Annotated in this window: 22 protein-coding genes and 2 tRNA genes; 14 read left to right on the top strand and 10 right to left on the bottom strand. The window is 61.6% G+C overall.

All coding sequences use genetic code 11. The features are described 5' to 3' along the window. Positions 1-32 precede the first annotated feature (32 nt). Both AC19YR_RS14750 and AC19YR_RS14745 read right to left on the bottom strand, forming a co-directional pair. A complete protein-coding gene (locus tag AC19YR_RS14750; protein ID WP_095107804.1) occupies positions 33-593 on the bottom strand; it encodes a response regulator transcription factor in 561 nt (186 codons plus the stop codon). Next, positions 586-1,848: an ATP-binding protein gene (locus AC19YR_RS14745; protein ID WP_095107803.1), complete on the bottom strand. Its 1,263-nt coding sequence runs from the start codon at positions 1,846-1,848 to the stop codon at positions 586-588. Before AC19YR_RS14745 ends, AC19YR_RS14750 begins: the two co-directional genes overlap by 8 nt. A gap of 289 nt (positions 1,849-2,137) precedes the next feature. Between AC19YR_RS14745 and AC19YR_RS14740 the strand changes: the two genes are divergently transcribed. Together AC19YR_RS14740 and AC19YR_RS14735 are read left to right on the top strand one after the other, a co-directional pair. After that, on the top strand, positions 2,138-2,854 hold the full coding sequence (locus AC19YR_RS14740) for an SIMPL domain-containing protein (protein WP_095107802.1): 717 nt from the start codon (positions 2,138-2,140) through the stop codon (positions 2,852-2,854). 74 nt (positions 2,855-2,928) lie between these two features. Continuing rightward, complete coding sequence (locus AC19YR_RS14735; RefSeq protein ID WP_095107801.1) at positions 2,929-3,234, top strand: YkgJ family cysteine cluster protein; 306 nt, start codon at positions 2,929-2,931, stop codon at positions 3,232-3,234. A gap of 47 nt (positions 3,235-3,281) precedes the next feature. Here AC19YR_RS14735 and AC19YR_RS14730 read toward each other — a convergent pair whose 3' ends face one another. The 6 genes from AC19YR_RS14730 to hemA form a co-directional block, all read right to left on the bottom strand. Next, entirely contained in the window at positions 3,282-3,800 is a 519-nt protein-coding gene (locus AC19YR_RS14730) for an acyloxyacyl hydrolase (RefSeq protein WP_095107800.1), read from the bottom strand. A 120-nt stretch (positions 3,801-3,920) separates the two neighbouring features. After that, positions 3,921-4,712, bottom strand: coding sequence for a glutamate racemase (murI, locus tag AC19YR_RS14725; protein ID WP_500599014.1), 792 nt, complete (start codon positions 4,710-4,712; stop codon positions 3,921-3,923). Then, complete coding sequence (locus AC19YR_RS14720; RefSeq protein WP_095107798.1) at positions 4,705-5,460, bottom strand: molybdopterin-synthase adenylyltransferase MoeB; 756 nt, start codon at positions 5,458-5,460, stop codon at positions 4,705-4,707. The genes murI and AC19YR_RS14720 overlap by 8 nt, the downstream gene beginning before the upstream one ends. Further along, complete coding sequence (prmC, locus tag AC19YR_RS14715; RefSeq protein WP_500599013.1) at positions 5,454-6,284, bottom strand: peptide chain release factor N(5)-glutamine methyltransferase; 831 nt, start codon at positions 6,282-6,284, stop codon at positions 5,454-5,456. The genes AC19YR_RS14720 and prmC overlap by 7 nt, the downstream gene beginning before the upstream one ends. After that, positions 6,285-7,367, bottom strand: a complete 1,083-nt coding sequence (prfA, locus tag AC19YR_RS14710; RefSeq protein ID WP_095107796.1) for a peptide chain release factor 1 — start codon at positions 7,365-7,367, stop codon at positions 6,285-6,287. It lies immediately after the preceding gene. Next, positions 7,364-8,641, bottom strand: coding sequence for a glutamyl-tRNA reductase (gene hemA / locus AC19YR_RS14705; protein WP_095107795.1), 1,278 nt, complete (start codon positions 8,639-8,641; stop codon positions 7,364-7,366). The genes prfA and hemA overlap by 4 nt, the downstream gene beginning before the upstream one ends. 182 nt (positions 8,642-8,823) lie before the next feature. Between hemA and AC19YR_RS14700 the strand changes: the two genes are divergently transcribed. The 8 genes from AC19YR_RS14700 to ychF all read left to right on the top strand — a co-directional run bounded on the left by AC19YR_RS14700 (position 8,824) and on the right by ychF (position 15,742). Next, a complete protein-coding gene (locus tag AC19YR_RS14700; RefSeq protein ID WP_500599011.1) occupies positions 8,824-10,548 on the top strand; it encodes a tetratricopeptide repeat protein in 1,725 nt (574 codons plus the stop codon). Positions 10,549-10,552: 4 nt separating this feature from the next. Then, entirely contained in the window at positions 10,553-11,170 is a 618-nt protein-coding gene (gene lolB / locus AC19YR_RS14695) for a lipoprotein insertase outer membrane protein LolB (RefSeq protein ID WP_500599009.1), read from the top strand. Between the two features lies 1 nt (position 11,171). Further along, on the top strand, positions 11,172-12,023 hold the full coding sequence (gene ispE / locus AC19YR_RS14690; RefSeq protein WP_095107792.1) for a 4-(cytidine 5'-diphospho)-2-C-methyl-D-erythritol kinase: 852 nt from the start codon (positions 11,172-11,174) through the stop codon (positions 12,021-12,023). Positions 12,024-12,059: 36 nt separating this feature from the next. Next, a tRNA-Gln gene (locus AC19YR_RS14685) sits at positions 12,060-12,134 on the top strand. A 47-nt stretch (positions 12,135-12,181) separates the two neighbouring features. Then, on the top strand, positions 12,182-13,123 hold the full coding sequence (locus tag AC19YR_RS14680; RefSeq protein ID WP_003208392.1) for a ribose-phosphate pyrophosphokinase: 942 nt from the start codon (positions 12,182-12,184) through the stop codon (positions 13,121-13,123). Between the two features lie 142 nt (positions 13,124-13,265). Beyond that, positions 13,266-13,865 carry a 50S ribosomal protein L25/general stress protein Ctc gene (locus AC19YR_RS14675; protein ID WP_095107791.1) on the top strand — a complete coding sequence of 200 codons (600 nt, stop codon included), beginning with the start codon at positions 13,266-13,268 and terminating at the stop codon, positions 13,863-13,865. Positions 13,866-14,034: 169 nt separating this feature from the next. After that, on the top strand, positions 14,035-14,619 hold the full coding sequence (pth, locus tag AC19YR_RS14670; RefSeq protein ID WP_095107790.1) for an aminoacyl-tRNA hydrolase: 585 nt from the start codon (positions 14,035-14,037) through the stop codon (positions 14,617-14,619). A 22-nt stretch (positions 14,620-14,641) separates the two neighbouring features. After that, positions 14,642-15,742, top strand: coding sequence for a redox-regulated ATPase YchF (gene ychF, locus AC19YR_RS14665; protein WP_095107789.1), 1,101 nt, complete (start codon positions 14,642-14,644; stop codon positions 15,740-15,742). 75 nt (positions 15,743-15,817) lie between these two features. Here the strand turns inward: ychF and AC19YR_RS14660 are convergent, their stop codons facing one another. Continuing rightward, the gene (locus AC19YR_RS14660; protein ID WP_095107788.1) at positions 15,818-17,872 is read right to left on the bottom strand and encodes a TonB-dependent receptor domain-containing protein; all 2,055 of its coding nucleotides are present in this window, start codon (positions 17,870-17,872) and stop codon (positions 15,818-15,820) included. 277 nt (positions 17,873-18,149) lie between these two features. After that, positions 18,150-19,376: an MFS transporter gene (locus AC19YR_RS14655; RefSeq protein ID WP_500599007.1), complete on the bottom strand. Its 1,227-nt coding sequence runs from the start codon at positions 19,374-19,376 to the stop codon at positions 18,150-18,152. A gap of 246 nt (positions 19,377-19,622) precedes the next feature. On the opposite strand from AC19YR_RS14655, the gene AC19YR_RS14650 reads away from it, so the two are divergent. From AC19YR_RS14650 to AC19YR_RS14635, 4 genes are all read left to right on the top strand, one after another. After that, positions 19,623-19,699 (top strand) — tRNA-Met (locus AC19YR_RS14650). 197 nt (positions 19,700-19,896) lie between these two features. Further along, a complete protein-coding gene (locus AC19YR_RS14645; protein ID WP_095107786.1) occupies positions 19,897-20,412 on the top strand; it encodes a sigma-70 family RNA polymerase sigma factor in 516 nt (171 codons plus the stop codon). After that, a complete protein-coding gene (locus AC19YR_RS14640) occupies positions 20,409-21,356 on the top strand; it encodes a FecR family protein (RefSeq protein WP_500599005.1) in 948 nt (315 codons plus the stop codon). Before AC19YR_RS14645 ends, AC19YR_RS14640 begins: the two co-directional genes overlap by 4 nt. Before the next feature lie 75 nt (positions 21,357-21,431). Beyond that, positions 21,432-23,843: a TonB-dependent siderophore receptor gene (locus AC19YR_RS14635; RefSeq protein ID WP_500599003.1), complete on the top strand. Its 2,412-nt coding sequence runs from the start codon at positions 21,432-21,434 to the stop codon at positions 23,841-23,843. Positions 23,844-23,859: the final 16 nt, after the last annotated feature.

The raw sequence follows: 23,859 nt of genomic DNA, 5'->3' as shown, positions 1-23,859 counted from the left end.
CCCAAGCCGCCGGGCTCAGGCAGGCGCGAGGGTCAGCGGCGAACCGGGCGCTTCTGCAACTTGCGCTGCAAGGTGCGCCGGTGCATGCCCAGGGCGCGGGCAGTGGCGGAGATATTGCCTTCGTGTTCGGTCAGCACCCGCTGGATGTGCTCCCATTGCAGGCGATCCACCGACATCGGGTTTTCCGGCACCAGAGTGTCGAGGTCGGCGTGTTCGGACAGCAGGGCCGCCAGCACGTCATCGGCGTCCGCCGGTTTGCACAGGTAATTGCACGCACCGCGCTTGATAGCCTCGACGGCGGTGGCGATGCTCGAATAACCGGTGAGGATTACCACGCGCATTTCCGGGTCGATTTCCAGCAGCTTGGGCAACAGCACCAAACCGGAGTCGCCATCCATTTTCAGGTCCAGGGCCGCGTACTCCGGCACGTCCTGCTGGGCGATGGCCAGCCCTTCTTCGGCGGAACCGGCGGTGGTCACGCGAAAGCCGCGGCGGCTCATGGCGCGGGCCATGACGCGGGTAAAGGTAGCGTCGTCATCTACCAGCAACAGGTGCGGCAGTTCTTCACCTTCGACTTGGGTTTCGTCACTCATGTTCGTCTCCTCGGGCGACACGGGGCAGGCGCAGCTCGGTCAGCGTGCCACCTTCCTCATGACTGTAGAGTTTCACTGAGCCACCGGCGCGGGTCACGCTGGCCTTGCTCAAAAACAGGCCCAGGCCGAAACCTTTGCCCTTGGTGGTAAAAAATGGTTTGCCGATCTGCTCGGCAATCGCCAGCGGTACACCGGCACCGTGGTCACGAATGCTGATGGTCAGGGTTTCGCTGTCCCAGTCCAGGCGCACCTCCAGCCCTTCGGGGCAAGCGTCGGCGGCATTGTTGAGCAGGTTGAGCAGGGCTTGGGTCAGGTCCGGCGGCGGTGCCAGGCGTGGCACCGTGCCCTGGCCCACGCGCTGTAGGCGATAGCTGGCTTCGGGGCGCATCAGGTGCCAGCGGTTCAGCGCTTCGTCGAGCCAATCGGTGACGTATTGCATGTCCACCGCCAGGCGCCGATTGGCCTCGGCCGCACGCACCAGTTGCTGCAGCGTCTCTTTGCACAACTTGACCTGGTCGGACAGCACGCTCAGGTCGTCCTGCAACAGCGGGTCGTGGTGGTCCTGGCGCATTTCCTTAATCAGCACGCTCATGGTTGCCAAAGGCGTGCCCAGTTCATGGGCGGCGCCGGCAGCCTGGGTGGCCACGGCCAGCAATTGCTGATCGCGCAGGCCTTCCTCGCGGCGGATGGCGCGCAGCTCTTCCTGGCGGCGCAATTCTTCGGCCATGCGTGCGGCAAAAAAGGTAATCACCGCCGCGGCCAGGGCAAAACTGAGCCACATGCCGTAGATCTGCATGTTTTCCCGGGCGATGGGGAAGGTTTCCAGAGGATAGAAGCGCACCAGCAGCAAGGTGTAGAGCGCCAGGGCAATGCCGGAGAGGATCAGGGAGAAACGCCACGGCAAGGTGACGGCAGCGATGGTCAGCGGCACCAGGTAATAGGACACGAAAGGGTTGGTCGAGCCGCCGGAAAAATACAACAGGGCACTGTGCAGGAACAGGTCGCAGGCCAGTTGCAGCGCGTATTCCAGCTCCGTCACCGGCAACGAGGTGCGCAACCGCACCGCTGTCACCGCGCACAGCAGCATGGAACAGCCCAGGGTGATCGCCAGTTGGAACCACGGCAGCGGCAGCAGATCCAGCCAATAGGCGAGCCCCACCGAGCCGGCTTGCGCGGCCAGGACCAGAATGCGGATGAAAGTCAGGCGCCAGAGGTTCTGGCGCGTGGCGGACAAGGGTTGTGCGGCGGCGAGCATGAGCTCTCCTGATGAGCGCTCAGGGCGGATCGGCAGCAGTATAACCAAGCCACGGCCCCCACAGGCAAACTGCGGCAAACGGACACAGGCTTCCTGCAGGCGATCGGCATAGCGCTCCCGAAACAGGACGGCTATACCATCCAGCGCGGGCAAGCCCGCTTGCTACGTAGAGACAGGGCCAGTTGTATCGAAGTTGTAATTGGGTGAACCGCCCGATAGAGGCTACAGTCTGATGGTTTCACCGCAGGCCCGTTTCGCACTCCCTGCGCCCCGCATCCAAGGAGCCCCTATGCACCGTTTCAGTCGCAGCGCCGCCCTTCTCGCCCTCGGCACCGCCACCCTGGCCAGCCTGCCAGCCCTGGCCGCCGACGAGTTGCACTACAACCAGATCTCGCTGCGCGCCGAAGTCAGCCAGGAAGTGGCGCGAGACTTGATGATCGTCACCCTCTACACCGAAGAGCAGAACGCCGACCCGGCCAAGCTCGCCGCGGCCATCAGCACCACCATGAACAAGGCCCTGGGCCAGGCGCGCCAGGTCAAGGGCATCACCCTGCGCCAGGGCAGCCGCAACAGCTACCCGGTGTACGACAACAAGGGCGAGAAAATCACCGGTTGGCGTGAACGGGCCGAACTGCGCCTGGAAAGCGCCGATTTCGCCGCGCTGTCCAAGCTCACCGGCGAGTTGCTGACCGACCTGAAAATGGGCGGCATGGACTTCGCCATCGCCACCGCCACCCGCAAGACCAGCGAAGACGCCCTGCTCAAGGACGCGGTCAACGCCTTCAAGGCCCGCGCGCAACTGGCCACCGAGGCGCTAGGCGGCAAGGGCTACAAGATCGTCAACCTGAACCTCAACAGCAACGGCTACCCGCAGCCCTACCTGCGCGCACCGATGGCAATGAAGGCCGAGGCCATGGACGCAGGCGCCGTGACCCCGCAAGTCGAGGCCGGCACCAGCCAGGTGAGCATGAGCGCCGACGGTTCCATCGAAGTGTTGCTGCCTTAAAAGCCCCAAGGCCTGGCGCATCGTCCGTCAGGCCTTTCACACAGCCGCGCTGCCCTGCCTTACACTGCGCCGCTATGACCACCATCCCCCTGATCGACATCACCCCCCCCGCGGTGACCTGCTCCACCTGCGCCGCATGCTGCTGCCAACTGGAAGTGATGCTTATCACCGACACGGGCGTGCCTGAGCGTTTTATCGACACCGACGATTGGGGCGGGGAAGTGATGCTGCGCCTGGATGACGGCTGGTGCGCCGCACTGGATCGCAACAGCATGATGTGCACCATCTACGAGAAACGCCCGCTGATTTGCCGCGAGTTCGAGATGGGCGCGCCGGAATGCCTGGACGAGCGCCAGGGTATCGCCACGGTGTACCGCTGAAACCGGGCGCAGGCCCTCATGCTTGAGGGCCTGCGCCAGCGGCTTGTTTAGAGTGGCATGGTGTAGTGCAACGCGTAGCTTTCCACACCATCGTTCGGGCTGCTGATGCCCGCGTTGGAGTAGTGAGTCGCACGCACGCCCACCTCATGCCCGCCCTTGAAACGCACGCCGAAACCCAAGCGGTCCTCGAACTGGAAGGACGAGCCCAACTTGTTGGTTTCCAACTCGGTATTGGCGAATGCCGCTACGCCAATCCCTGCCTCGATGTACGGTTTGAACGAGTCACCGGCAAATTCGTACACCAGCACCGGCGAGAACGAGAGGCTGTGGTTGCTGGACGTCTCATCGCCGTCCCAGAAGGTGTAGGCGCCGCTCCAATAACCGGTCAGGCGCCCAACATCACTTTGCAGCCAGCTCTTATCCCAATCCCATTGCATCCCCAAGCGATACGTCATAGTCGAATCGCTGGTCTGCCCCACCCCAAATTCGACACCTGCTGCTTGCGCCGAAAAACTCTGCCCCAACATAGCGGCGGCAAGCGCCGCCAAACAGATCAGTCGCGTCATAAGAAACTTCCCTTTCCTAACGGTTACGGTGTTTTTTGATATTGCTCATCAGCCTAGCTATAGAAATCGCCATTTCGGCAGAAGTTCAGGCTTTTTTAGGGCTTTTACTTCATTTTCTTCTTACAGACCAAAGCTTCTCACAACGCCAGATTTATTCCACAGCAAGGGTAGGATGTTTCTCATGTGTTCTGGACTAGCGCTGGTCCAGAACTGCGTGGGCCGGGCCGGGCCCGCTGCCAGCAATTGCCGCTCGGCCAGCAAGCGCTGGAGCTGGCGGGCGACGGCGGCGCCGGTGTCGATCAGGCTGATGTCGTCGCCGAGCATCTGCTTGAGCAGGGGCTTTAGGAAGGGATAGTGGGTACAGCCAAGGATGATGGTGTCGCACCCCGCCGCCAGCAACGGGTCCAGGTAACCCTGCAAGAGCTGGCGCACCGCGGGGCTGTGCAGGTCGCCCGCTTCAATCAGTTCCACCAGGCCCGGGCAAGGCTGGGTGACCACCTGCACGTCGGTGGCGAAGCGGTCGAGCAACGCGGCGAACTTGGCGCTTTTGAGCGTACCCGTGGTCGCCAGTACCCCCACCACGCCGTTGCGCGTCGCGGCGGCGGCTGGCTTGACCGCCGGCTCCATGCCGACAATCGGCCAATCGGGATAATCACGACGCAAGTCCGCCACGCCCGCCACCGTCGCCGTGTTACAGGCCAGCACAAAGGCCTTGGCCCCTTGCTGCTGGAAGAACTGCGCCATCACCCGGCAACGCTCGCGGATGAACTCCGGGGATTTTTCGCCATAGGGAACATGGCCGCAGTCAGCGACATACAACAGCGATTCGTTGGGCAGCAGGCGATGGATTTCCTCCAGCACCGACAACCCGCCGACGCCGGAGTCGAACACGCCAATCGGCGCTTCAACCATGGGCCGCCCCGCACACGCTGCAACCGGGGTCGCGCTTGACCCGCAACTCGCGAAACCGCGTGCCCAGGGCATCGATCAACAACAGGCGGCCCACCAGCGGCTCGCCGAAACCGACCAGCAGTTTCAAGGCTTCCAGGGCTTGCAGGCTGCCCACCAAGCCCACCAACGGACCAAGCACGCCGGCCTCGCTGCAAGTGAGTTCGGCTTCGCTGCCATGACCGTAGAGGCAGTGGTAGCACGGGCTTGTCGGTTGGCGCGGGTCGAACACCGACAACTGCCCTTCCAGGCGAATCGCCGCGCCGCTGACCAAGGGTTTGCCTGCGGCCACGCACGCCGCGTTCACCGCTTCGCGGGTGGAGAAGTTGTCGGAGCAATCGAGAACCACGTCCACCCCTGCCACCGCCGTCGCCAAGCTATCGGCGTCCAGCGCCGCACGATGGGGCACCAGGCGAATCTCGGGGTTGATCGCGCCCAGGCGCCGCAGTGCCGAATCGACCTTACTCAGGCCGACACTGTCGGTGTCGTGGATGATCTGGCGTTGCAGGTTGGTCAGGTCGACGGTATCGAAATCCGCCAGGTGCAGTTCGCCCACGCCCGCCGCCGCCAGGTACAGCGCCACCGGCGCGCCGAGGCCTCCGAGGCCGACCACCAGCACGCGGCTGTTTTTCAGGCGCAATTGGCCGTCGATGTCGACGTGCTGCAACAGGATCTGCCGGCTATAGCGCAACAGCTCCTGATCGGTCAGCACGGCAGGCGCCCCAGGCTGATGCGTTCATGGCCACCCAGGTCGGTGCGGCTATGCACCTGGGTAAAGCCCCGGGTCACCAGCAAATCACGCACCGCCCCAGCCTGGTCGTAGCCGTGTTCGAGCATCAACCAACCGCCGGCCTCTAGGTGCGCGGAGGCCTGGGCGATAATCAGGCGCAAATCATCCAGGCCATCGACGCCCGCCACCAGCGCACTGGCTGGCTCGAAGCGCACGTCGCCGGCCACCAGATGGGGGTCGGTCGCCGCTATGTAGGGCGGGTTACTGATAATCAGCCCAAAACGGTGCTCGCCCAAGGCATCGAACCAATGGCTGTTCAGCACCGTGACGTTACTCAAATGCAGACGCTGGCGGTTGCGCTCGGCCAGGGCCACGGCTTCGAGGATGCGGTCCACCGCCATCACCTGCCACGCCGGGCGCTCGCTGGCCAGGGCCAGGGCAATAGCGCCGCTGCCGGTGCCCAGGTCCAGCACCTGCGCCTGGGTGGCGGGCAACAGTTCCAGCGCCGCTTCCACCAGCAACTCGGTGTCAGGGCGGGGAATCAGGGTGTGGGGCGCGACTTCCAGGTCCAGTTTCCAGAAACCCTGCTGGCCCAGGATGTAGGCCACGGGCTCGCCACTGCGCCGCCGTTGCAGGTACTGGGCGAACGTCAGCGCCGCTTCGCTGCTGACAATGCGCTCCGGCCAGGTGTGCAGGAAACTGCGGGACTTGCCCAGGGCAGCGGCCAACAGCAACTCGGCATCGAGGCGGGCGGTGGGCGAGTCGGGCAGTTCGGCCGCCCGCAGCAGGCTGGCAATAATGGTCATTTACTCACCTATCGCGGCCAATTGGTCGGCCTGGTACTCGGCCAGCAACGGCTCGATGACCGCGTCTACGCCGCCGGCGAGGATTTCGTCGAGGCTATAGAGCGTCAGGTTGACTCGGTGATCGGTGACCCGGCCCTGGGCGAAGTTGTAGGTGCGGATGCGCTCGGAGCGATCCCCCGAGCCCACCAACAACTTGCGCTCGCTGGCGATGGCGTTGGCCGCGGCGCTGGTCTGCTGGTCGTTGAGCTTGGCCGACAGCCAGGACATCGCCCGGGCGCGGTTCTTGTGCTGGGAACGTTCTTCCTGGCACTCGACCACGATGCCCGTGGGCAAGTGGGTGATGCGGATCGCCGAGTCGGTCTTGTTCACGTGCTGGCCACCGGCGCCCGAGGAGCGATAGGTATCGACGCGCAAATCGGCGGGGTTGATCTCGATGGCTTCCTGCTCATCCGGCTCGGGCAACACCGCCACGGTGCAGGCCGAGGTGTGGATACGGCCCTGGGATTCGGTAGCCGGCACCCGTTGCACGCGGTGCACGCCGGACTCGAACTTGAGCTTGCCGTAGACGTTGTCGCCTTCGACGCGGGCGATGACTTCTTTATAGCCGCCGTGCTCGCCTTCGTTTTCCGAGAGGATTTCTACCCGCCAGCCGCGGCGTTCGGCGTAGCGCGAATACATACGGAACAGGTCGCCGGCGAAAATCGCCGCCTCGTCGCCGCCGGTGCCGGCGCGCACTTCCAGGAAGACGTTGCGCCCATCGTTCGGGTCCTTGGGCAGCAGCATGCGTTGCAGGTCGCCTTCCAGTTCGATCAGCCGGTCTTTGGCTTCACGCACCTCTTCAACGGCCATTTCACGCATGTCCGGGTCGCTGTCTTTGAGCAGTGCCTGGGCACCCTCGAGATCGGCCTGAACTTTGAGCAACTGCTTATAGGTGGCGACAATCGGCTCAACTTCCGCGTACTCCTTGGAATAGGTGCGGAACTTGTTCTGATCGGAAATGACTTCGCCATCGCCAAGCAAGGCGGTCAGTTCCTCGAAACGGTCCTGGAGGATGTCCAGCTTATTGAGCAGTGACGCTTTCATTGCAGTTTTTTATCCGAAGTGCCCTCGCCGAGGGCAAAGAGTTCCTGGGCCATGGCCAGCGCATCGAGGCGGCCTTCGGCAGACAGCTTTTTGAGCTGCACGCTGGGCGCATGCAGCAATTTATTGGTCAGGCCGCGCGCCAGTTGCCCGAGCACGTCTTCGGCATTGCCGCCGTTGGCGAGCAGGCGCAAGGCTTTTTGCAGTTCTTCGTCGCGCAGGCGCTCGCTCTGCTGGCGATAGGCCTTGAGCACATCGACCGCCGCCAACTCACGCAAACGCACCATGAAATCGTCGGCGCCAATGGAGACCATCTCTTCGGCCGCCTGCGCGGCGCCTTGGCGGCTCTTGAGGTTCTCGGCCACCACTTCGTGCAGATCATCGACGCTATAGAGGTAAACGTCGTCCAACTCGCCGACTTCTGGCTCGATATCCCGGGGAACGGCGATATCAACCATAAAAATGGGTTTGTGCTTGCGCAGCTTCAAAGCGCTCTCCACCGCGCCCTTGCCCAGGATCGGCAACTGGCTGGCGGTGGAACTGATGACGATATCGCTGCGCACCAGCTCCGCCGGGATATCCGAAAGCAGCACCGCGTGGGCGCCGAACTGCTCGGCCAGAATGCTGGCGCGCTCCAGGGTGCGGTTGGCGACCACGATGCGCTTGACCCCCAACTCATGCAGATGGCGGGCGACCAGGGTGATGGTTTCGCCGGCGCCGATCAGCAAGGCCTGGCTGCGTTGCAGGTCGCTGAAAATCTGTTTGGCCAGGCTGACGGCGGCAAAGGCCACCGATACCGGGTTTTCACCGATGGCGGTGTCGGTGCGCACCTGCTTGGCGGCGTTAAATGTGGCCTGGAACAGACGCCCCAGCAGCGGGCCGACCGTGCCGGCCTCGCGGGCCACGGCATAGGCCGACTTCATCTGGCCGAGGATCTGCGGCTCGCCCAACACCAGCGAGTCGAGCCCGGACGCCACGCGCATCATGTGACGAACTGCCGCATCATCTTCGTGCACATAAGCGCTCGCCCGCAGCTCATCGAAGCTCAAATGATGGAAATCGGCCAACCAGCGCAGCACCACATCGGCGCGCAACTGATCCTGTTCTATATAAAGTTCACTGCGATTGCAGGTGGAGAGGATCGCAGCCTCACGGCTATCGGTGAGCCGGCAGAGTTGCTGCAGGGCCTCAACCAGTTGCTCCGGAGTAAAGGCCACGCGCTCGCGCACGTCTACTGACGCAGTCTTGTGGTTGATACCGAGTGCAAGGAAGGCCATTCAAGGTCGCTGATGATGTCGAGAAGCCGACAATTGTCCTACTTCGCCAGATTCAGAACAACCACTGCTGACTATTGTCCTAATCTGCGGGAGTGATAATCCCGTCCGCCGAGCCCAGGTTATGTTTGGCCCGAGGCTTGTGTCATGATGCCCCGACCGCAGGTAAGTCGTCCTCTTCCTATATGAATAGATCCTCCGCGTTGCTCCTCGCTTTTGTCTTCCTCAGCGGCTGCCAGGCCTTGGCACCCGTTTCGCCGGACGGTACGCCGCCGGTCGAGGACACCACGGCGGCCCCCGAAAAACCCATCGTCTACAGCTCGTTCAGCCAGGACACGGTGTTCAGCCTGTTGAGCGCGGAACTGGCCGGCCAGCGCAATCGCTACGACATTGCCCTGGACAACTACGTCACCCAGGCCATCAACACCCAGGACCCGGGCATTTCCGAGCGCGCCTTTCGCATCGCTGAATACCTGGGCGCCGACCAGGCGGCCCTCGACAGCGCACTGATCTGGGCCCGCAACGCCCCTGACGATCTCGAAGCGCAGCGTGCCGCCGCCATCCAATTGGCCCGCGGCGGGCGCTATGACGACGCCATGGTCTATATGGAGAAAGTGCTGCAAGGCAAGGGCGATACCCATTTCGACTTTCTCGCCCTGTCCGCCGCCGACACTGACCAGGACACCCGCAACGGCCTGATGAAGAGCTTCGACCGCTTGCTGCAAAAGCACCCCAACAACAGCCAGTTGATCTTCGGCAAGGCCTTGCTGCTGCAGCAGAACGGCGATTCCAACGGCGCGCTGACCCTTTTGGAAGACAACCCGCCGGAACCCGGCGAAGTCGCCCCGCTGCTACTGCGCGCGCGCCTGCTGCAAAGCCTCAATCGCGGCAAGGAAGCGCTGCCCCTGCTGCAAAAAAGCATCCGCCAGTACCCGGACGACAAGCGCCTACGCCTGACCTACGCGCGCATGTTGGTGGAACAGGACCGCATGGACGACGCCAAGGTCGAGTTCAGCAGCCTGGTGCAGCAATACCCGGACGACGATGAACTGCGTTACTCCCTGGCGCTGGTGTGCCTGGAAGCCAAGGCCTGGGAAGAGGCCAAGGGCTACCTGGAAGACCTGATCGCCCGGGAAAGCCATGTCGATTCGGCGCACCTGAACCTCGGCCGCATTGCCGAAGAACGCAACGACCCGCAAGGCGCCCTGATCGAGTACGCCCAGGTCGGCCCCGGCAACGACTACCTGCCAGCCCAATTGCGCCAAGCCGACATCCTGATGGGCAACGGTCGCACGGCTGAAGCTGAAAGCCGTCTCGCCACGGCCCGCGATGCCCAGCCTGACTACGCGATCCAACTGTACCTGGTCGAAGCCGAAACCCTGTCTGCCAACAAACAGGACGAGCGCGCCTGGAAGGTCCTGCAGCAAGCCCTGCTGCAATACCCCGACGACCTCAATCTTCTCTATACCCGCGCCATGCAGGCGGAAAAACGCAACGACCTGGCGCAGATGGAAAAAGACCTGCGCCTGATTATCAAGCGCGACCCGGACAACGCCATGGCACTGAACGCCCTGGGCTACACCTTGTCTGACCGCACGACACGCTACGCCGAAGCCAAGGCCCTGATCGAACAGGCTCACCAGTTGAATCCGGAAGACCCGGCGGTACTCGACAGCTTGGGCTGGGTGAATTACCGCTTGGGTAACCTGGATGAAGCCGAACGCCTACTGCGCCAGGCTCTGGAACGCTTCCCCGACCAGGAAGTAGCCGCCCACCTCGGTGAAGTGCTGTGGCATAACGGCAAGCAGCGTGAAGCCAAGCAAATATGGGGCAAGTTCCTCAAGGAACAGCCCGACAGCCCTACCCTGCGCAGCACCATCAAGCGCCTGACCGGTTCCGAGACTCTTTAAGACTATGTTTTTGCGCCACGTTATCGTTTTCAGCCTTATCGCCCTGCTCGCCGGTTGTGCGGGCTTGGGCCCCCGTGAATCCGTGGAGGGTCGCGGCGACCCTGCGCAATGGCGCACCCACAAACAGCAACTGAGCAGCCTCGACGGCTGGCAGATCAGCGGCAAGGTCGGCATTCGCGCCCCGAAAGACTCGGGCAGCGGCACCCTGTTTTGGCTGCAACGCCAGGATTACTACGACATCCGCCTTTCCGGGCCGCTGGGCCGCGGCGCAGCACGCCTGACCGGGCGCCCGGGGCAAGTCTCCCTCGAGGTGGCCAACCAGGGCCGCTATGAGGCACCCAACCCCGAAACGCTGCTGGAAGAACAGTTGGGCTGGAAACTGCCGGTTTCCCACCTGGTCTGGTGGGTGCGCGGCCTGCCAGCGCCCGCTTCCAAAAGCCGCTTGAGCCTGGACGCCAACAGTCGCCTGGCCACCCTCGAGCAGGATGGCTGGCAGGTCGAATACCTGGCATACACCCAGGAAGGCGCCTTCTGGCTGCCCGAACGCATCAAACTGCACGGCCCCGACCTCGACGTCACGTTAGTGATAAAGGACTGGCAGCCTCGCACACTGGGGCAATGACATGACTGCTACGCGCCTGACGCTGCCCTCGCCGGCCAAGCTCAACCTGATGCTGCACATCCTGGGTCGCCGTGAAGACGGCTACCATGAGCTGCAAACCCTGTTTCAGTTCCTCGACTATGGCGATGAAATCACCTTCGCCGTGCGCGATGACGGCGTCATTGCCCTGCACACCGAGTTCGAGGGCGTGCCCCACGACAGTAACCTGATCGTGAAAGCGGCAAAAAAACTCCAGGAACAATCCGGCTGCACCCAGGGAATCGATATCTGGATCGAAAAAATCCTGCCCATGGGTGGCGGAATAGGCGGCGGCAGCTCCAACGCCGCGACGACGCTGTTGGGCCTAAATCACCTCTGGCGACTGGGTTGGGATGAGGATCGCCTCGCCGCACTGGGCCTGACTTTGGGCGCAGACGTCCCGGTTTTCGTGCGTGGCCACGCGGCTTTCGCCGAGGGCGTGGGAGAAAAACTCACCCCCGTAGACCCCGAAGAACCCTGGTATGTCGTGCTTGTGCCGCAAGTATCTGTAAGTACAGCAGAAATTTTTTCAGATCCGCTGTTGACACGTAACTCTCCTCCCATTAAAGTGCGCCCCGTTCCCAAGGGAAACAGTCGAAATGACTGCTTACCGGTGGTAGCAAGGCGTTATCCAGATGTACGTAACGCATTGAATTTGCTAGGTAAATTTACCGAAGCAAAACTCACCGGAACTGGAAGTTGTGTGTTTGGGGGCTTCCCAAACAAAGCTGAAGCTGATAAAGTCTCGGCCCTTCTTACAGAGACCCTTACAGGGTTTGTCGCGAAAGGAAGCAACGTTTCGATGTTGCATCGCAAGCTGCAAAGTCTGCTCTAAAGGAACCGAGTACTGGGTACTCGTTGCAACAGATACAGGGGCGTCGCCAAGCGGTAAGGCAGCAGGTTTTGATCCTGCCATGCGTTGGTTCGAATCCAGCCGCCCCTGCCATTTTCCTATACTCATCCAGGTATACCCTCAGCCTTCAGGTACTGCGCGTGTCCAAGATGATGGTCTTTACGGGGAACGCTAACCCCGATCTGGCTCGGCGTGTCGTACGTCAGCTGCATATCCCACTCGGTGACATTTCTGTCGGTAAGTTTTCCGACGGCGAGATCACCGCTGAGATTAATGAAAATGTCCGCGGTAAAGACGTTTTCATCATTCAGCCGACGTGTGCTCCGACCAACGATAACCTGATGGAACTCGTCGTGATGGCTGATGCCTTCCGCCGCTCCTCAGCGACTCGAATCACTGCTGTAATTCCTTACTTTGGTTATGCCCGCCAGGATCGCCGTCCGCGTTCCGCACGTGTAGCTATCAGCGCGAAAGTCGTGGCTGACATGCTTACCGTAGTCGGCATCGATCGTGTTCTCACGGTCGATCTGCATGCTGACCAGATCCAGGGTTTCTTCGACATTCCGGTAGATAACATCTACGGCTCCCCCGTTCTGGTGGATGACATCGAAGACCAGCGCTTTGAAAACCTGATGATCGTGTCCCCGGACATTGGTGGTGTCGTGCGTGCACGGGCCGTTGCCAAATCCCTGGGCGTGGATCTCGGGATCATCGACAAACGCCGTGAGAAAGCTAATCACTCCGAAGTGATGCATATCATCGGTGATGTCGAAGGGCGTACCTGCATTCTGGTCGATGACATGGTCGATACCGCCGGCACCCTGTGCCACGCGGCCAAAGCCTTGAAAGAGCATGGCGCAGCCAAAGTCTTTGCCTACTGCACACACCCTGTGCTGTCGGGTCGGGCAATCGAGAACATCGAAAATTCCATGCTGGACGAGCTAGTGGTGACCAACACCATCCCGCTGTCCGCAGCAGCACAAGCCTGCTCGCGTATCCGCCAACTGGATATCGCGCCGGTAGTTGCCGAGGCGGTTCGCCGCATCAGCAATGAAGAATCGATCAGCGCGATGTTCCGCTAAGGGCCCTGCCCTCACGCGATCATCTCGATGACGAAAAGCGCCCCGCCCCGGCATTCCTGTCGGGGCGGGGCTTTTTTGCCCATATCGCCTTTAGCGCTGGTCGCAAACGCTGGGGCGAATGTGGTTATTTTGGAGATACAACATGAACGATTTTACTCTGAATGCTGAAGTGCGTTCCGACCTGGGGAAAGGTGCGAGCCGCCGCCTGCGTCGTCTCGCAAGCCTGGTTCCAGCTGTAGTTTACGGTGGCGAGAAAGCCCCTGAATCCATCAGCATGCTGGCCAAAGAAGTTGCCAAACTGCTCGAAAACGAAGCGGCCTACAGCCACATCATCGAGCTGAACGTTGGCGGCACCAAGCAAAACGTCATCATCAAGGCTCTGCAGCGCCACCCGGCCAAAGGCCACGTGCTGCACGCAGACTTCGTGCGCGTTGTTGCAGGTCAGAAACTGACCGCGATCGTTCCAGTTCACTTCGTTGGTGAAGCGGCTCCGATCAAGAAAGGCGGCGAAGTCTCCCACGTAGTGGCCGAGATCGAAGTTTCCTGCCTGCCAAAAGACCTGCCTGAATTCATCGAAGTCGACCTGGCTGACGCCGAAATCGGCTCGATCATTCACCTGTCCGACCTCAAAGCCCCTAAAGGCGTTGAGTTTGTTGCTCTGGCTCACGGTAACGACCTGGCTGTTGCCAACGTTCACGCTCCACGTGTTGCTCCAGAAGCTGAAGAAGGCGCTGCAGAGTAATCCACTCTGTACGCCGGAGTGACCAGGTAACATCGCGGACTGGAACGTAGCGAGAAAGCGGGCGAGAACGCGGAGTTTACATAATGGTAAATGAGCACTTGTCGTCCACTTTCGCCGCGGGTTCAACACCCGGCGATGTTATCCACCACTCCAAGGAAGGGCCCCTATCGTGACTGCCATCAAACTGATCGTTGGCCTGGGAAATCCAGGCACCGAATACGAACAGACCCGGCATAACGCAGGGGCCCTTTTTGTTGAGCGCGTCGCCCACGCCCAAGGTGCCAACCTGGTGGCCGACCGCAAGTATTTCGGCCTGACCGGACGCTTCTCGCATCAGGGTCAGGATGTTCGCCTGTTGATCCCCACCACTTACATGAACCGCAGCGGCCAAGCCGTGGCGGCGCTTGCCGGTTTCTTCCGCATCACGCCTGAAGAAATCCTGGTGGCTCACGACGAACTCGACCTGCCTCCCGGCGTTGCCAAGCTCAAGCAAGGCGGCGGGCATGGCGGGCACAACGGTTTGCGCGACATCATCGCGCAACTGGGCAATCAGAATACCTTTCACCGCTTGCGGCTTGGCATTGGCCACCCAGGCGTGGCCAGTATGGTTTCAAACTTCGTCCTGGGTCGTGCGCCACGCGCCGAACAGGAAAAACTCGATGCCAGCATCGACTTTGCCCTCGGCGTGCTGCCGGATATCCTCGCCGGGGAATGGAACCGCGCGATGAAAAATCTGCACACCCAGAAGGCCTGACTCTAACTTCTAGGGGAACACCATGGGATTCAACTGCGGCATCGTCGGCCTGCCTAACGTCGGCAAGTCCACCCTGTTCAACGCCCTGACCAAATCCGGTATCGCTGCCGAGAACTTCCCCTTCTGCACTATCGAGCCGAACACCGGCATCGTGCCGATGCCAGACCCGCGCCTGGATGCCCTGGCGGCCATCGTGATCCCCGAGCGCGTGCTGCCGACCACCATGGAGTTCGTCGATATCGCCGGCCTGGTGGCGGGCGCGTCGAAAGGTGAAGGCCTGGGCAACAAGTTTCTCGCCAACATCCGCGAGACCGATGCCATCGCCCACGTAGTCCGCTGCTTTGAAGACGAGAACGTGATCCACGTCTCCAACAGCGTTGACCCGAAACGCGACATCGAAATTATCGACCTGGAACTGATCTTCGCCGACCTCGACAGCTGCGAGAAGCAACTGCAGAAAGTGGCCCGCAATGCCAAGGGTGGCGATAAAGACGCCGTCGCGCAAAAGGCCTTGCTGGAGCAACTGATTGCCCACTTCACTCTGGGCAAACCGGCACGCAGCCTGATTAAAGGCATGGGCGCCGACGAGAAGCAGATCGTCCGCGGCTTCCACCTGCTGACCACCAAACCGGTCATGTACATCGCCAACGTGGCCGAAGACGGTTTCGAGAACAACCCGTTGCTCGACGTGGTCAAGGCCATTGCCGAGGAAGAAGGCGCCATTGTGGTACCGGTGTGCAACAAGATCGAAGCGGAAATCGCCGAGCTTGAAGACGGTGAAGAAAAAGACATGTTCCTCGAAGCCCTGGGCCTCGAAGAGCCTGGCCTGAACCGCGTGATCCGCGCCGGCTACGAAATGCTCAACCTGCAGACCTACTTCACTGCCGGCGTCAAAGAAGTTCGCGCCTGGACCGTGCGCGTCGGTGCCACCGCACCACAAGCCGCTGCCGTGATCCACACCGACTTCGAGAAAGGCTTCATCCGCGCCGAAGTGATCGCGTATGACGACTTCATCCAGTTCAAGGGTGAAGCCGGCGCGAAAGAAGCCGGGAAATGGCGCCTGGAAGGTAAGGACTACATCGTCAAGGACGGCGACGTGATGCACTTCCGTTTCAACGTGTAAGCGCCCCCGCTTTACGCGAGACACCAAAAAGCCCGGCATGCCGGGCTTTTTTGCACCTGGGCCTCGCCCCAGCCTTTAGAAGTAGGTCGTCGCCCCCGCAAAGAACGCTCGGCCAGGCACATAGAACGTCGTCGAGCCGTCGCGCAAGTCTTCGTCCAACAGGTTTTGCACGCCGCCATTCAAGGTCAGCCATTTGGTCACGGCCAAGTTCGCGGTGAGGTCGTAGGTGGTGTAGGACTTGACGAAGTCATTACCCACGCCCCGCTGCTTGCCCACATGCTGGGCCGAAAATTCCGTATTGAGACGGTCGTTGACTTGCCAGTTGATGGCGCTGAAGGCCGACAGCTTGGGCGCGCTTATCAGGTCTTCGCCGGTGGACAGGTTTTTGCTCTCCAGCATGTAGGTGGCATTGGTGCGCCAGTCCAGCGAATCGCTCAACGGCACGCGAACCGAGCCTTCCCAGCCACGGGTGCGCGCCTCTTCAACGTTTTCCAGCATGGTCCACCAGCGGCCCTCATAGAAGCCCAGTGGCGCGTACTCGATCTTGTCCTCGAAGTCGGTGTGGAAGTAGGTCAGGCCCGCCTCCCAGCCGTCGCGGTCGAAGGACACGCCAATTTCCTTGTTCACGCTGGTTTCCGGCGTCAGGTTCGGGTTGCCGGCCATCCAGCAACTGCCGGTGGTGTAGCCCAAAGGCTTGAGCGAGCCGCAACCGCGCCCGCCCGACTCGGTGGCCGCCCCGGCGCTGCCTTCTTTCAGGCTAGGCGCGCGAAAGCCCTTGGACACACCGCCACGCACGGTCCAATCCGGGTGCGGATGGTAAACCAGGTACGCCCGCGGGCTATTGTGGTTGCCGTACTCTTCGCTGTGGTCGAAGCGGTTGCCCAGGGTCAGGGCCAGGTTGTCGAGCAGGAACAACTCATCTTCGATAAACGCCGCCGAATAATCGCTCTTGAGCGTGGAGCCGGCCACGGCAGCGCCTTGGTAGTCCACGGGCACGGTGCCGAGGGTGTCAGTGTTGGTCAGTTCTTCGCGCTTCCACTGCCCGCCTACGGTCAGGCGCTGATTGAGGACGAACTCGAACGGGATATTGAGGTTGCCTTCAACGATTTTCTCTTCGGCGCTGGCCTTACCCCAGTCGATGTCGTTCTTGAACTTGTTGAGGTACATGTCCACTTTCGACGTACCAAAACTCCAATCCCCGGTGTGGGAAAGGGTGTAGCTGTCGCGGATCAGGCGCCCGGCGCCAAACTGGCCAGCGACCGTTTCATTCCATTCCCCGAACGTTTTCTTACTCCCCCAGGAACGCTCCACCCCGTGCACCGCTTCAAACGACAGGCTCTGCTCGTCGTTGAGGCGCCAATCGAGCAACGCGTTGAGGCTGTGATCCTTCGAGCCGCCGGCGCCGTCGTCGTACATGAACTCGCCAGTCTTGTCGCGGCGCGCCTCCACTTCGTCGGCAGCGCGACGCGTGAGGTTGGCGCCCAGGCGCAGGCCCAGAGAGTCAGTCAATGGCCCGGACAGGTTGAGGCTGGTCTGGGTGGTCTGGCCACGGTCAGAGTCTTCGGGAATCGTAGTGTTGACGTTGGTCGAACCGCTCCAGGTCCGCGACACTTTGCGGGTGATGATGTTAATCACCCCGCCCATGGCGTCCGAGCCATAAAGCGACGACATCGGCCCGCGCACAATCTCGATGCGTTCGATCATGTTCGGCGAAATCCAGTTCAGGTCCTGGCGCGCCAGGTCGCGACGGTAGCTCAAATCGCCGGAGCCGCCGAGGCGTTTGCCATCCACCAGGATCAAGGTGTACTTGTCGTCAAGGCCCCGCAGTTTGATTTTCGATTGCTCCCCCACCGGCCCGAAACCGCCAGTCACCCCTGGAATGCGCCGCAGTAGCGTGTTGAGGTCATACACCGGTTGACGCTCGATTTCTTCGCGGGTGATGACACTGACACTGGCCGGGGCATCACGCAGGTCGGTCGCCCCGCCCGAAGCCGTCACAAACGAGGTGTCCAGCTCGGTCACTTTCGGGGTCTCGACCTCGCCAATTTCCTCTGCATGCAGCGCCGGCGCGGCAAGCAACACACCGGCGGTGAGGAAAAGAGAATTGAAAAGGCAGGGAGGTTTCTTCATTACAAACTGTCCTTGTTGCGCCGTGATGCACCGTTGCAGTGCATCGAAGGGCCGCAAGTGTAATGCAAATCAAAATCATTTATAAAAATAATTGAGTAAAACCTTACAAAAACCTGACACATCTCCTATCGCGAGCAGGTGGCGTTGAGTCAGTTTTATTGTGATAACTCTCAGGTTTTCGCCGCTTTTACCGGCAGATCGGCCGAAAAGCCGCCCACAAAAAAGCCGCGACACTGCGCGGCTTTCTCGTTACTTGGCTCGCCGTGAGGCTAACCAATCATAGGGTTTGCGCTTTTTTGGTGCGCGGCAGGAAGATCGCCAAAATCCCCAGCAGCGGCAGGAACGAGCAGAGAAAATACACGTACTCGATACCGTGAATGTCCGCCAAATGCCCCAGCAACGCCGCGCCGATGCCGCCAAAGCCGAACATCAGGCCGAAAAACACCCCGGCAATCATCCCCACATTTCCCGGCACCAGCTCTTGGGCGTAGACCACGATGGCTGAGAAGGCCGAAGCCAGGACAAAACCAATAATCACACTCAGGACGCTGGTCCAGAACAGGTCCACATGGGGCAGCAACAGGGTGAACGGCGCCGCACCGAGAATCGAGAACCAGATCACCGCCTTACGGCCGATCTTGTCGCCAATAGGCCCGCCAAAGAAGGTTCCCGCCGCCACCGCGCCGAGAAACAGGAACAGGTGCAACTGGGAACTGGCCACCGACAGGTCGAATTTCTCGATCAAATAGAAAGTGAAATAACTGGTGAAACTGGCCATGTAGAAGTATTTGGAAAACACCAGCAACCCCAATACCACCAGCGCCCACCACACCCGCCCCTTCGACAACCCATGGGTCGCGGCCTGGCCCTGCTTGAGCTTGAACAGGTTCAAGTGGCTCGCGTACCAGTGGCTGATGCGGTAAAGCACGAACAGCGCGAACACCGCGAACAAGGCAAATAGCGCCACATTGCCCTGGCCAAACGGAATGACGATCGCCGCCGCCAGCAACGGCCCAAACGCCGAGCCTGCGTTACCGCCGACCTGGAAAGTCGACTGCGCCAGCCCATACCGCCCGCCAGACGCCAGCCGCGCCACCCGCGACGCCTCCGGGTGGAAAGTGGAAGATCCAATCCCGATCAACCCCGATGCCACCAGGATCATCGCAAAACTGCCCACCTGGGACAGCATCAAAATACCAATCAGGGTACTGACCATCCCCAGCGGCAAGAGGTAAGGCTTGGGATGGCGGTCGGTGTAATAACCGACCCACGGCTGCAACAACGAGGCGGTGAGCTGGAACGTCAGGGTAATCAAGCCGACCTGGGTGAAGGTCAGGCCGTGGCTGTCCTTGAGCATCGGGTAGATCGACGGCAGCACGGACTGAATCAAGTCGTTAATCAAATGGGCCAGGGCCACGGCACCAATGATGCGCATCACCAAGGGACTGCTTTGCGGCGCAGCAGGCGCCGCGCTCGCGCTGGTTTGGGGGTTACTGATAGCCATGAGCGGTTCCGACAACAGAGGAGTGAACACTTGCGATGCGACAATGTGCCACTTTTATGTGCACACACGCCATCCCCTTAGCCTGCTAACGACTTTCACCAAGCAAAATGCCCGATCCCCGAATACGACAAATCCCCGGGTTCGCCCAAAAACCCGGGGATTTTGATAAATGGTTGATAGCGTAGATAAATTTTTAATAAAAGCGCTTGACGCTTTTACGTTACGGGCGAATAATGCGCGCCACTTGGCTACATAGCTCAGTTGGTTAGAGCATAGCATTCATAATGCTGGGGTCCGGGGTTCAAGTCCCTGTGTAGCCACCAAGTACCGGTTCGATGACATCGCAAGGTGTTCATCGAACCAACAAGAAGCCCGCCTCGTGCGGGCTTTCTTGTTTCTGCTTTGCCCCTTTTCTCTAACTTCCCCCGCCCTCCAGCAAATCCCCCAAAGCACCTGCCCATTGCGGCTCCCCGTTTGAACCCTCTAGAATAAGATCAATTCCCACTTACGAATTCATCTCATGAAACCCGCTTCGCCCACCGAAGTGCCGACGCTCGACGCCCTGTATCGCGGCTACCACGGTTGGTTGTTGAAGTGGTTGCGCCGCCGTGTGCATTGCTCCCATCAAGCGGCGGATGTGGCGCAGGACACCTTCACCCGCCTGCTCGCCGCCGGTCCTTATGTCGCGCCCGGTGAGCCGCGGGCTTACCTGGCCACTGTGGCACGGCGGTTGATGATGGACAGCGGCCGTCGGCGGCGCCTGGAAGAGGCCTATCGCGAAGAGCTTGAGCGTTGCGCCGCGTACCTTGAGCAGGCACCGTCGCCGGAGCAGATACTGCACGCCGCGCAGGTGCTGGAGGCGATTGACCGGGCGTTGTCGCAGATGAAGCCGCGCATCCGCCAGAGCTTCACCCTGCGCCACCTCGAAGGCCTGGATCAGGTGCAGATTGCCGAACGCCTCGGGGTGTCGGTGCGCACGGTGCAGCATGACTTGGTGGAAGCCTTGCTGGCGTGCGATGCGTGCATCCAGCCATGAGCCAGCCTTTGTCGCCCGATGTACTGCGCCAAGCCGCCGAGTGGTTGGTGCGCCTGGATCATCACGCCGATGCCGCCACCGAGCAGGCCTTTAACGCCTGGCTGGCCAGCGACCCGCGCCACCCCCAAGGCATCGCCCGCCTCCAGGGCCACCTTGCGCCGCTCACCCAGGCCCCGGCGCGGGCCGCGTTGCGCCGCACCCGGCAGCCGCGCACCAACGTCATCAAGCCGCTGGCCCTGGCCCTGCTGCTGGGCCTCGCCGCCGTGCCCGCCTACCAGTACGGCGAACGCGGCTATCTGGTGGCAGACCTGAGCACCGACCGCGGCCAATGGCGCCAGGAGTTACTGGCCGATGGCAGCGCCCTGCAACTGGAAGGCGATAGCGCCGTGGACCTGCGCCTGGACGCCGACCAACGCCGCGTGAGGTTGCTGCATGGGGAAATCCTGGTGAACGTGGCCAAGGACGCCCAGCGCCCGTTCTATGTCGACACGCCCCAAGGCAGCATCCGCGCCCTGGGCACGCGCTTTATCGTGGAACTGAGCAACGGCGCCACCCAGGTCAAGATGCTCGAATCCTCCACCCTCATCGACAGCGCCGGGCAAACCCTGACCCTGGGCCCCGGCCAGAGTGTGCGTTTCGATGCCCGTGGGCCGGGAAAGGTGGAGAACATCGACCCCGTCGCGCTGCAACAGGCCTGGAACCACCATCAATTGCTGGCCAACGACCAGCCCTTGGCCGAGGTGCTCGAACGCCTGGCCCGCCATCGCCCGGGGCTGTTGTCGTTCAACCCCCAGGCACTGCAAGGCTTGCGGGTGACGGTGCTGTTACCTGCCGACGACAGCGACCGCGCATTGCGCCTGCTGGCGCGCACCTTGCCCATTGAAGTACGCACCTACACGCCGTGGCTCACCCGGGTATCGCTGAAAAAACCCAAAGAAGAATAATTTTCAATAGCGATTGCGTGTTTGCGCTTTTGCCGCGTCCTCCCCTTGGCCAACATCCAAAGGAGCACCGACCTCATGTCCTCAACCCCTACCCGTGGCGGCCTGCTGCTGGCCAGCCGCCTGTTGCTGGGCTGCCTGCCGCTAGCGTTGCCGGCCCTTGCCTACGCGCAACAGCAAGTCCAGACCTTCGACATCGCCCCCGGCCCCCTCGGCGAAGTGCTGAGCCGCTTCACCCAGGCAGCCGGCGCGCCGATTGCCTTTGAGTCGCGGCAAGTGGCCGGGCTCACCAGCCCTGGCGTGCGCGGCAACTACAGCGTGGTTGAGGGCTTCGCCCAAGTGCTGGGCGACACCGGCCTGGTGGCCCGCGCCGGCGCCGATGGCTATGCCCTGGAAAGCCTGCCGCCCGCGGCCGGCACCCTGGCGCTGAGCGCCACCCAGGTCACCGCCAACCAGTTGGGCACCATCACCGAAGGCAGCGGCTCCTACACGCCGGGCACCATCGCCACCGCCACGCGCCTGGTACTCACGCCCCGGCAAACGCCGCAGTCCATCACCGTAGTCACGCGCCAGAACATGGACGACTTCGCCCTCACCTCCATCGACGACGTGATGCGCCACACCCCCGGCATCACCGTCTCCACCTTCGACAGCGAGCGCAACAACTACTACGCCCGCGGCTTCTCGGTGGAAAACTTCCAGTACGACGGCATCCCCACCCTGCGCAACTCGGCCTACTCCTCGGGCCAGACCCTCAGCGACATGGCCATCTACGACCGGGTAGAAATCCTCAAGGGCGCCACCGGCCTGCTGACCGGCGCCGGCGCACCGGGGGCGACCATCAACCTGATCCGCAAAAAGCCCACCCGCGAGTTCCAGGCCAGCGTCGAGCTGGGCGCCGGCAGTTGGGACAACTACCGCTCTCAGGTCGATGTCAGCGGCCCGTTGACCGAAACCGGCAACCTGCGCGGCCGCGCCGTGGCGGCGTACCAGGACAAGCACTCGTTCATGGACCGCTACGAGCGCCAGACCCAGGTCTACTTCGCCACGCTGGAAGCCGACCTCAGTGAAGACACCCTGCTGACCATCGGCGCCGACTACCAGAACAGCGACCCCACCAGCGCGGGCTGGTCCGGCAGCCGCAACCTGTTCGACCGCAAGGGCGAACGCCTGGACGTGCGCCGCTCGTACAACAACGGCGCGAAATGGAGCAAATGGGAGCAGTACACCCAAAGCGTCTTCGCCACCCTTGAACGCAGCTTCGCCAATGGTTGGGTGGTCAAGGGCCAATACACCCACCAGCTCAACGGCTATGACGCGCCCCTGGGCTCCGTGGAACTGGGCCCGGACCCAGCTACCGGCCTGTCGGCGATCTACGCCAACAAGTTCACCGGCGACACCCGCTCCGACTCCGGCGATATCTACGCCAGCGGCCCCTTCAGCCTGCTGGGCCGCGAGCATGAACTGGTGGTCGGCGCCTCCGCGTCCAATTCCCACTGGAACGGCAAGGACTACGGCAAACCCACCTACGTCAACGGCAATAAGGTGGTGGACTTCTGGCACTTCGACGGCAACTTCCCCGAGCCGAACTGGGGCAAGCCTACGCGCATCATCGATGAAACCACCCGCCAGACCGCCGGCTACACCACCGCCCGCTTCAACCTGACGGATGACTTGAACCTGTTCCTGGGCATGCGCGTGGCCAACTACTGGTTGACCGGCAGCAACGACTCCACCGAAACCGGCAAACTGGTGCCCTACACCGCACTCACCTACGACCTGAACGACAACTTCACCGCCTACGCCAGTTACACCAGCATCTTTATGCCGCAGGTCTACAACCGCGACCGCAACCAGAAACTGCTGGAACCGGACGAAGGCAAAAACTACGAAGTGGGGATTAAGGGCGAGTTCCTCGAGGGGCGCCTGAACACCAGCCTGGCCTACTTTGAAATCCACGAAACCAACCGCGCCGAACCGGATACCGAGTACAACGCGGCGCCCACCGACCCCTCGTTCGACTACGCCACCCAAGGTATGAAAGCCACCACCAAGGGCTTTGAAGCGGAGATGTCCGGCGAACTGGCGCCAGGCTGGCAGGCCCAGGCCGGCTACACCCACAAACTGATCCGCGACGAACATGGCGCGCAACTGTCCACCTGGGAGCCTCAGGACCAGGTCAGTTTCTACACCTCGTACCGCTTCAAAGGCCCACTGGATCGCCTGACCCTCGGCGGCGGCGCGCGCTGGCAGGGCGGCAATTGGCAAGAGGTGTACAACCGCCCCAAAGGCCGCAACGAAGAGTTCTCCCAGGACGCCTACTGGCTGGTGGACGTGATGGCCAAATACCAGATCAGCGACCACCTCTCCACCGCGCTGAACGTCAACAACCTGTTCGACAAGTACTACTACACCAACATCGGCTTCTATAACACGGCGTACTACGGCGACCCGCGCAACGTGATGGTCACCACCCGCTGGGACTTCTGACCCAGCCCGGCCCGCT

The sequence above is a fragment of the Pseudomonas sp. MF08817 genome, assembly GCF_059862705.1.
The sequence above is the reverse complement of the archived record's forward strand: the minus strand, read 5'-3'. Positions and strand labels throughout refer to the sequence as shown.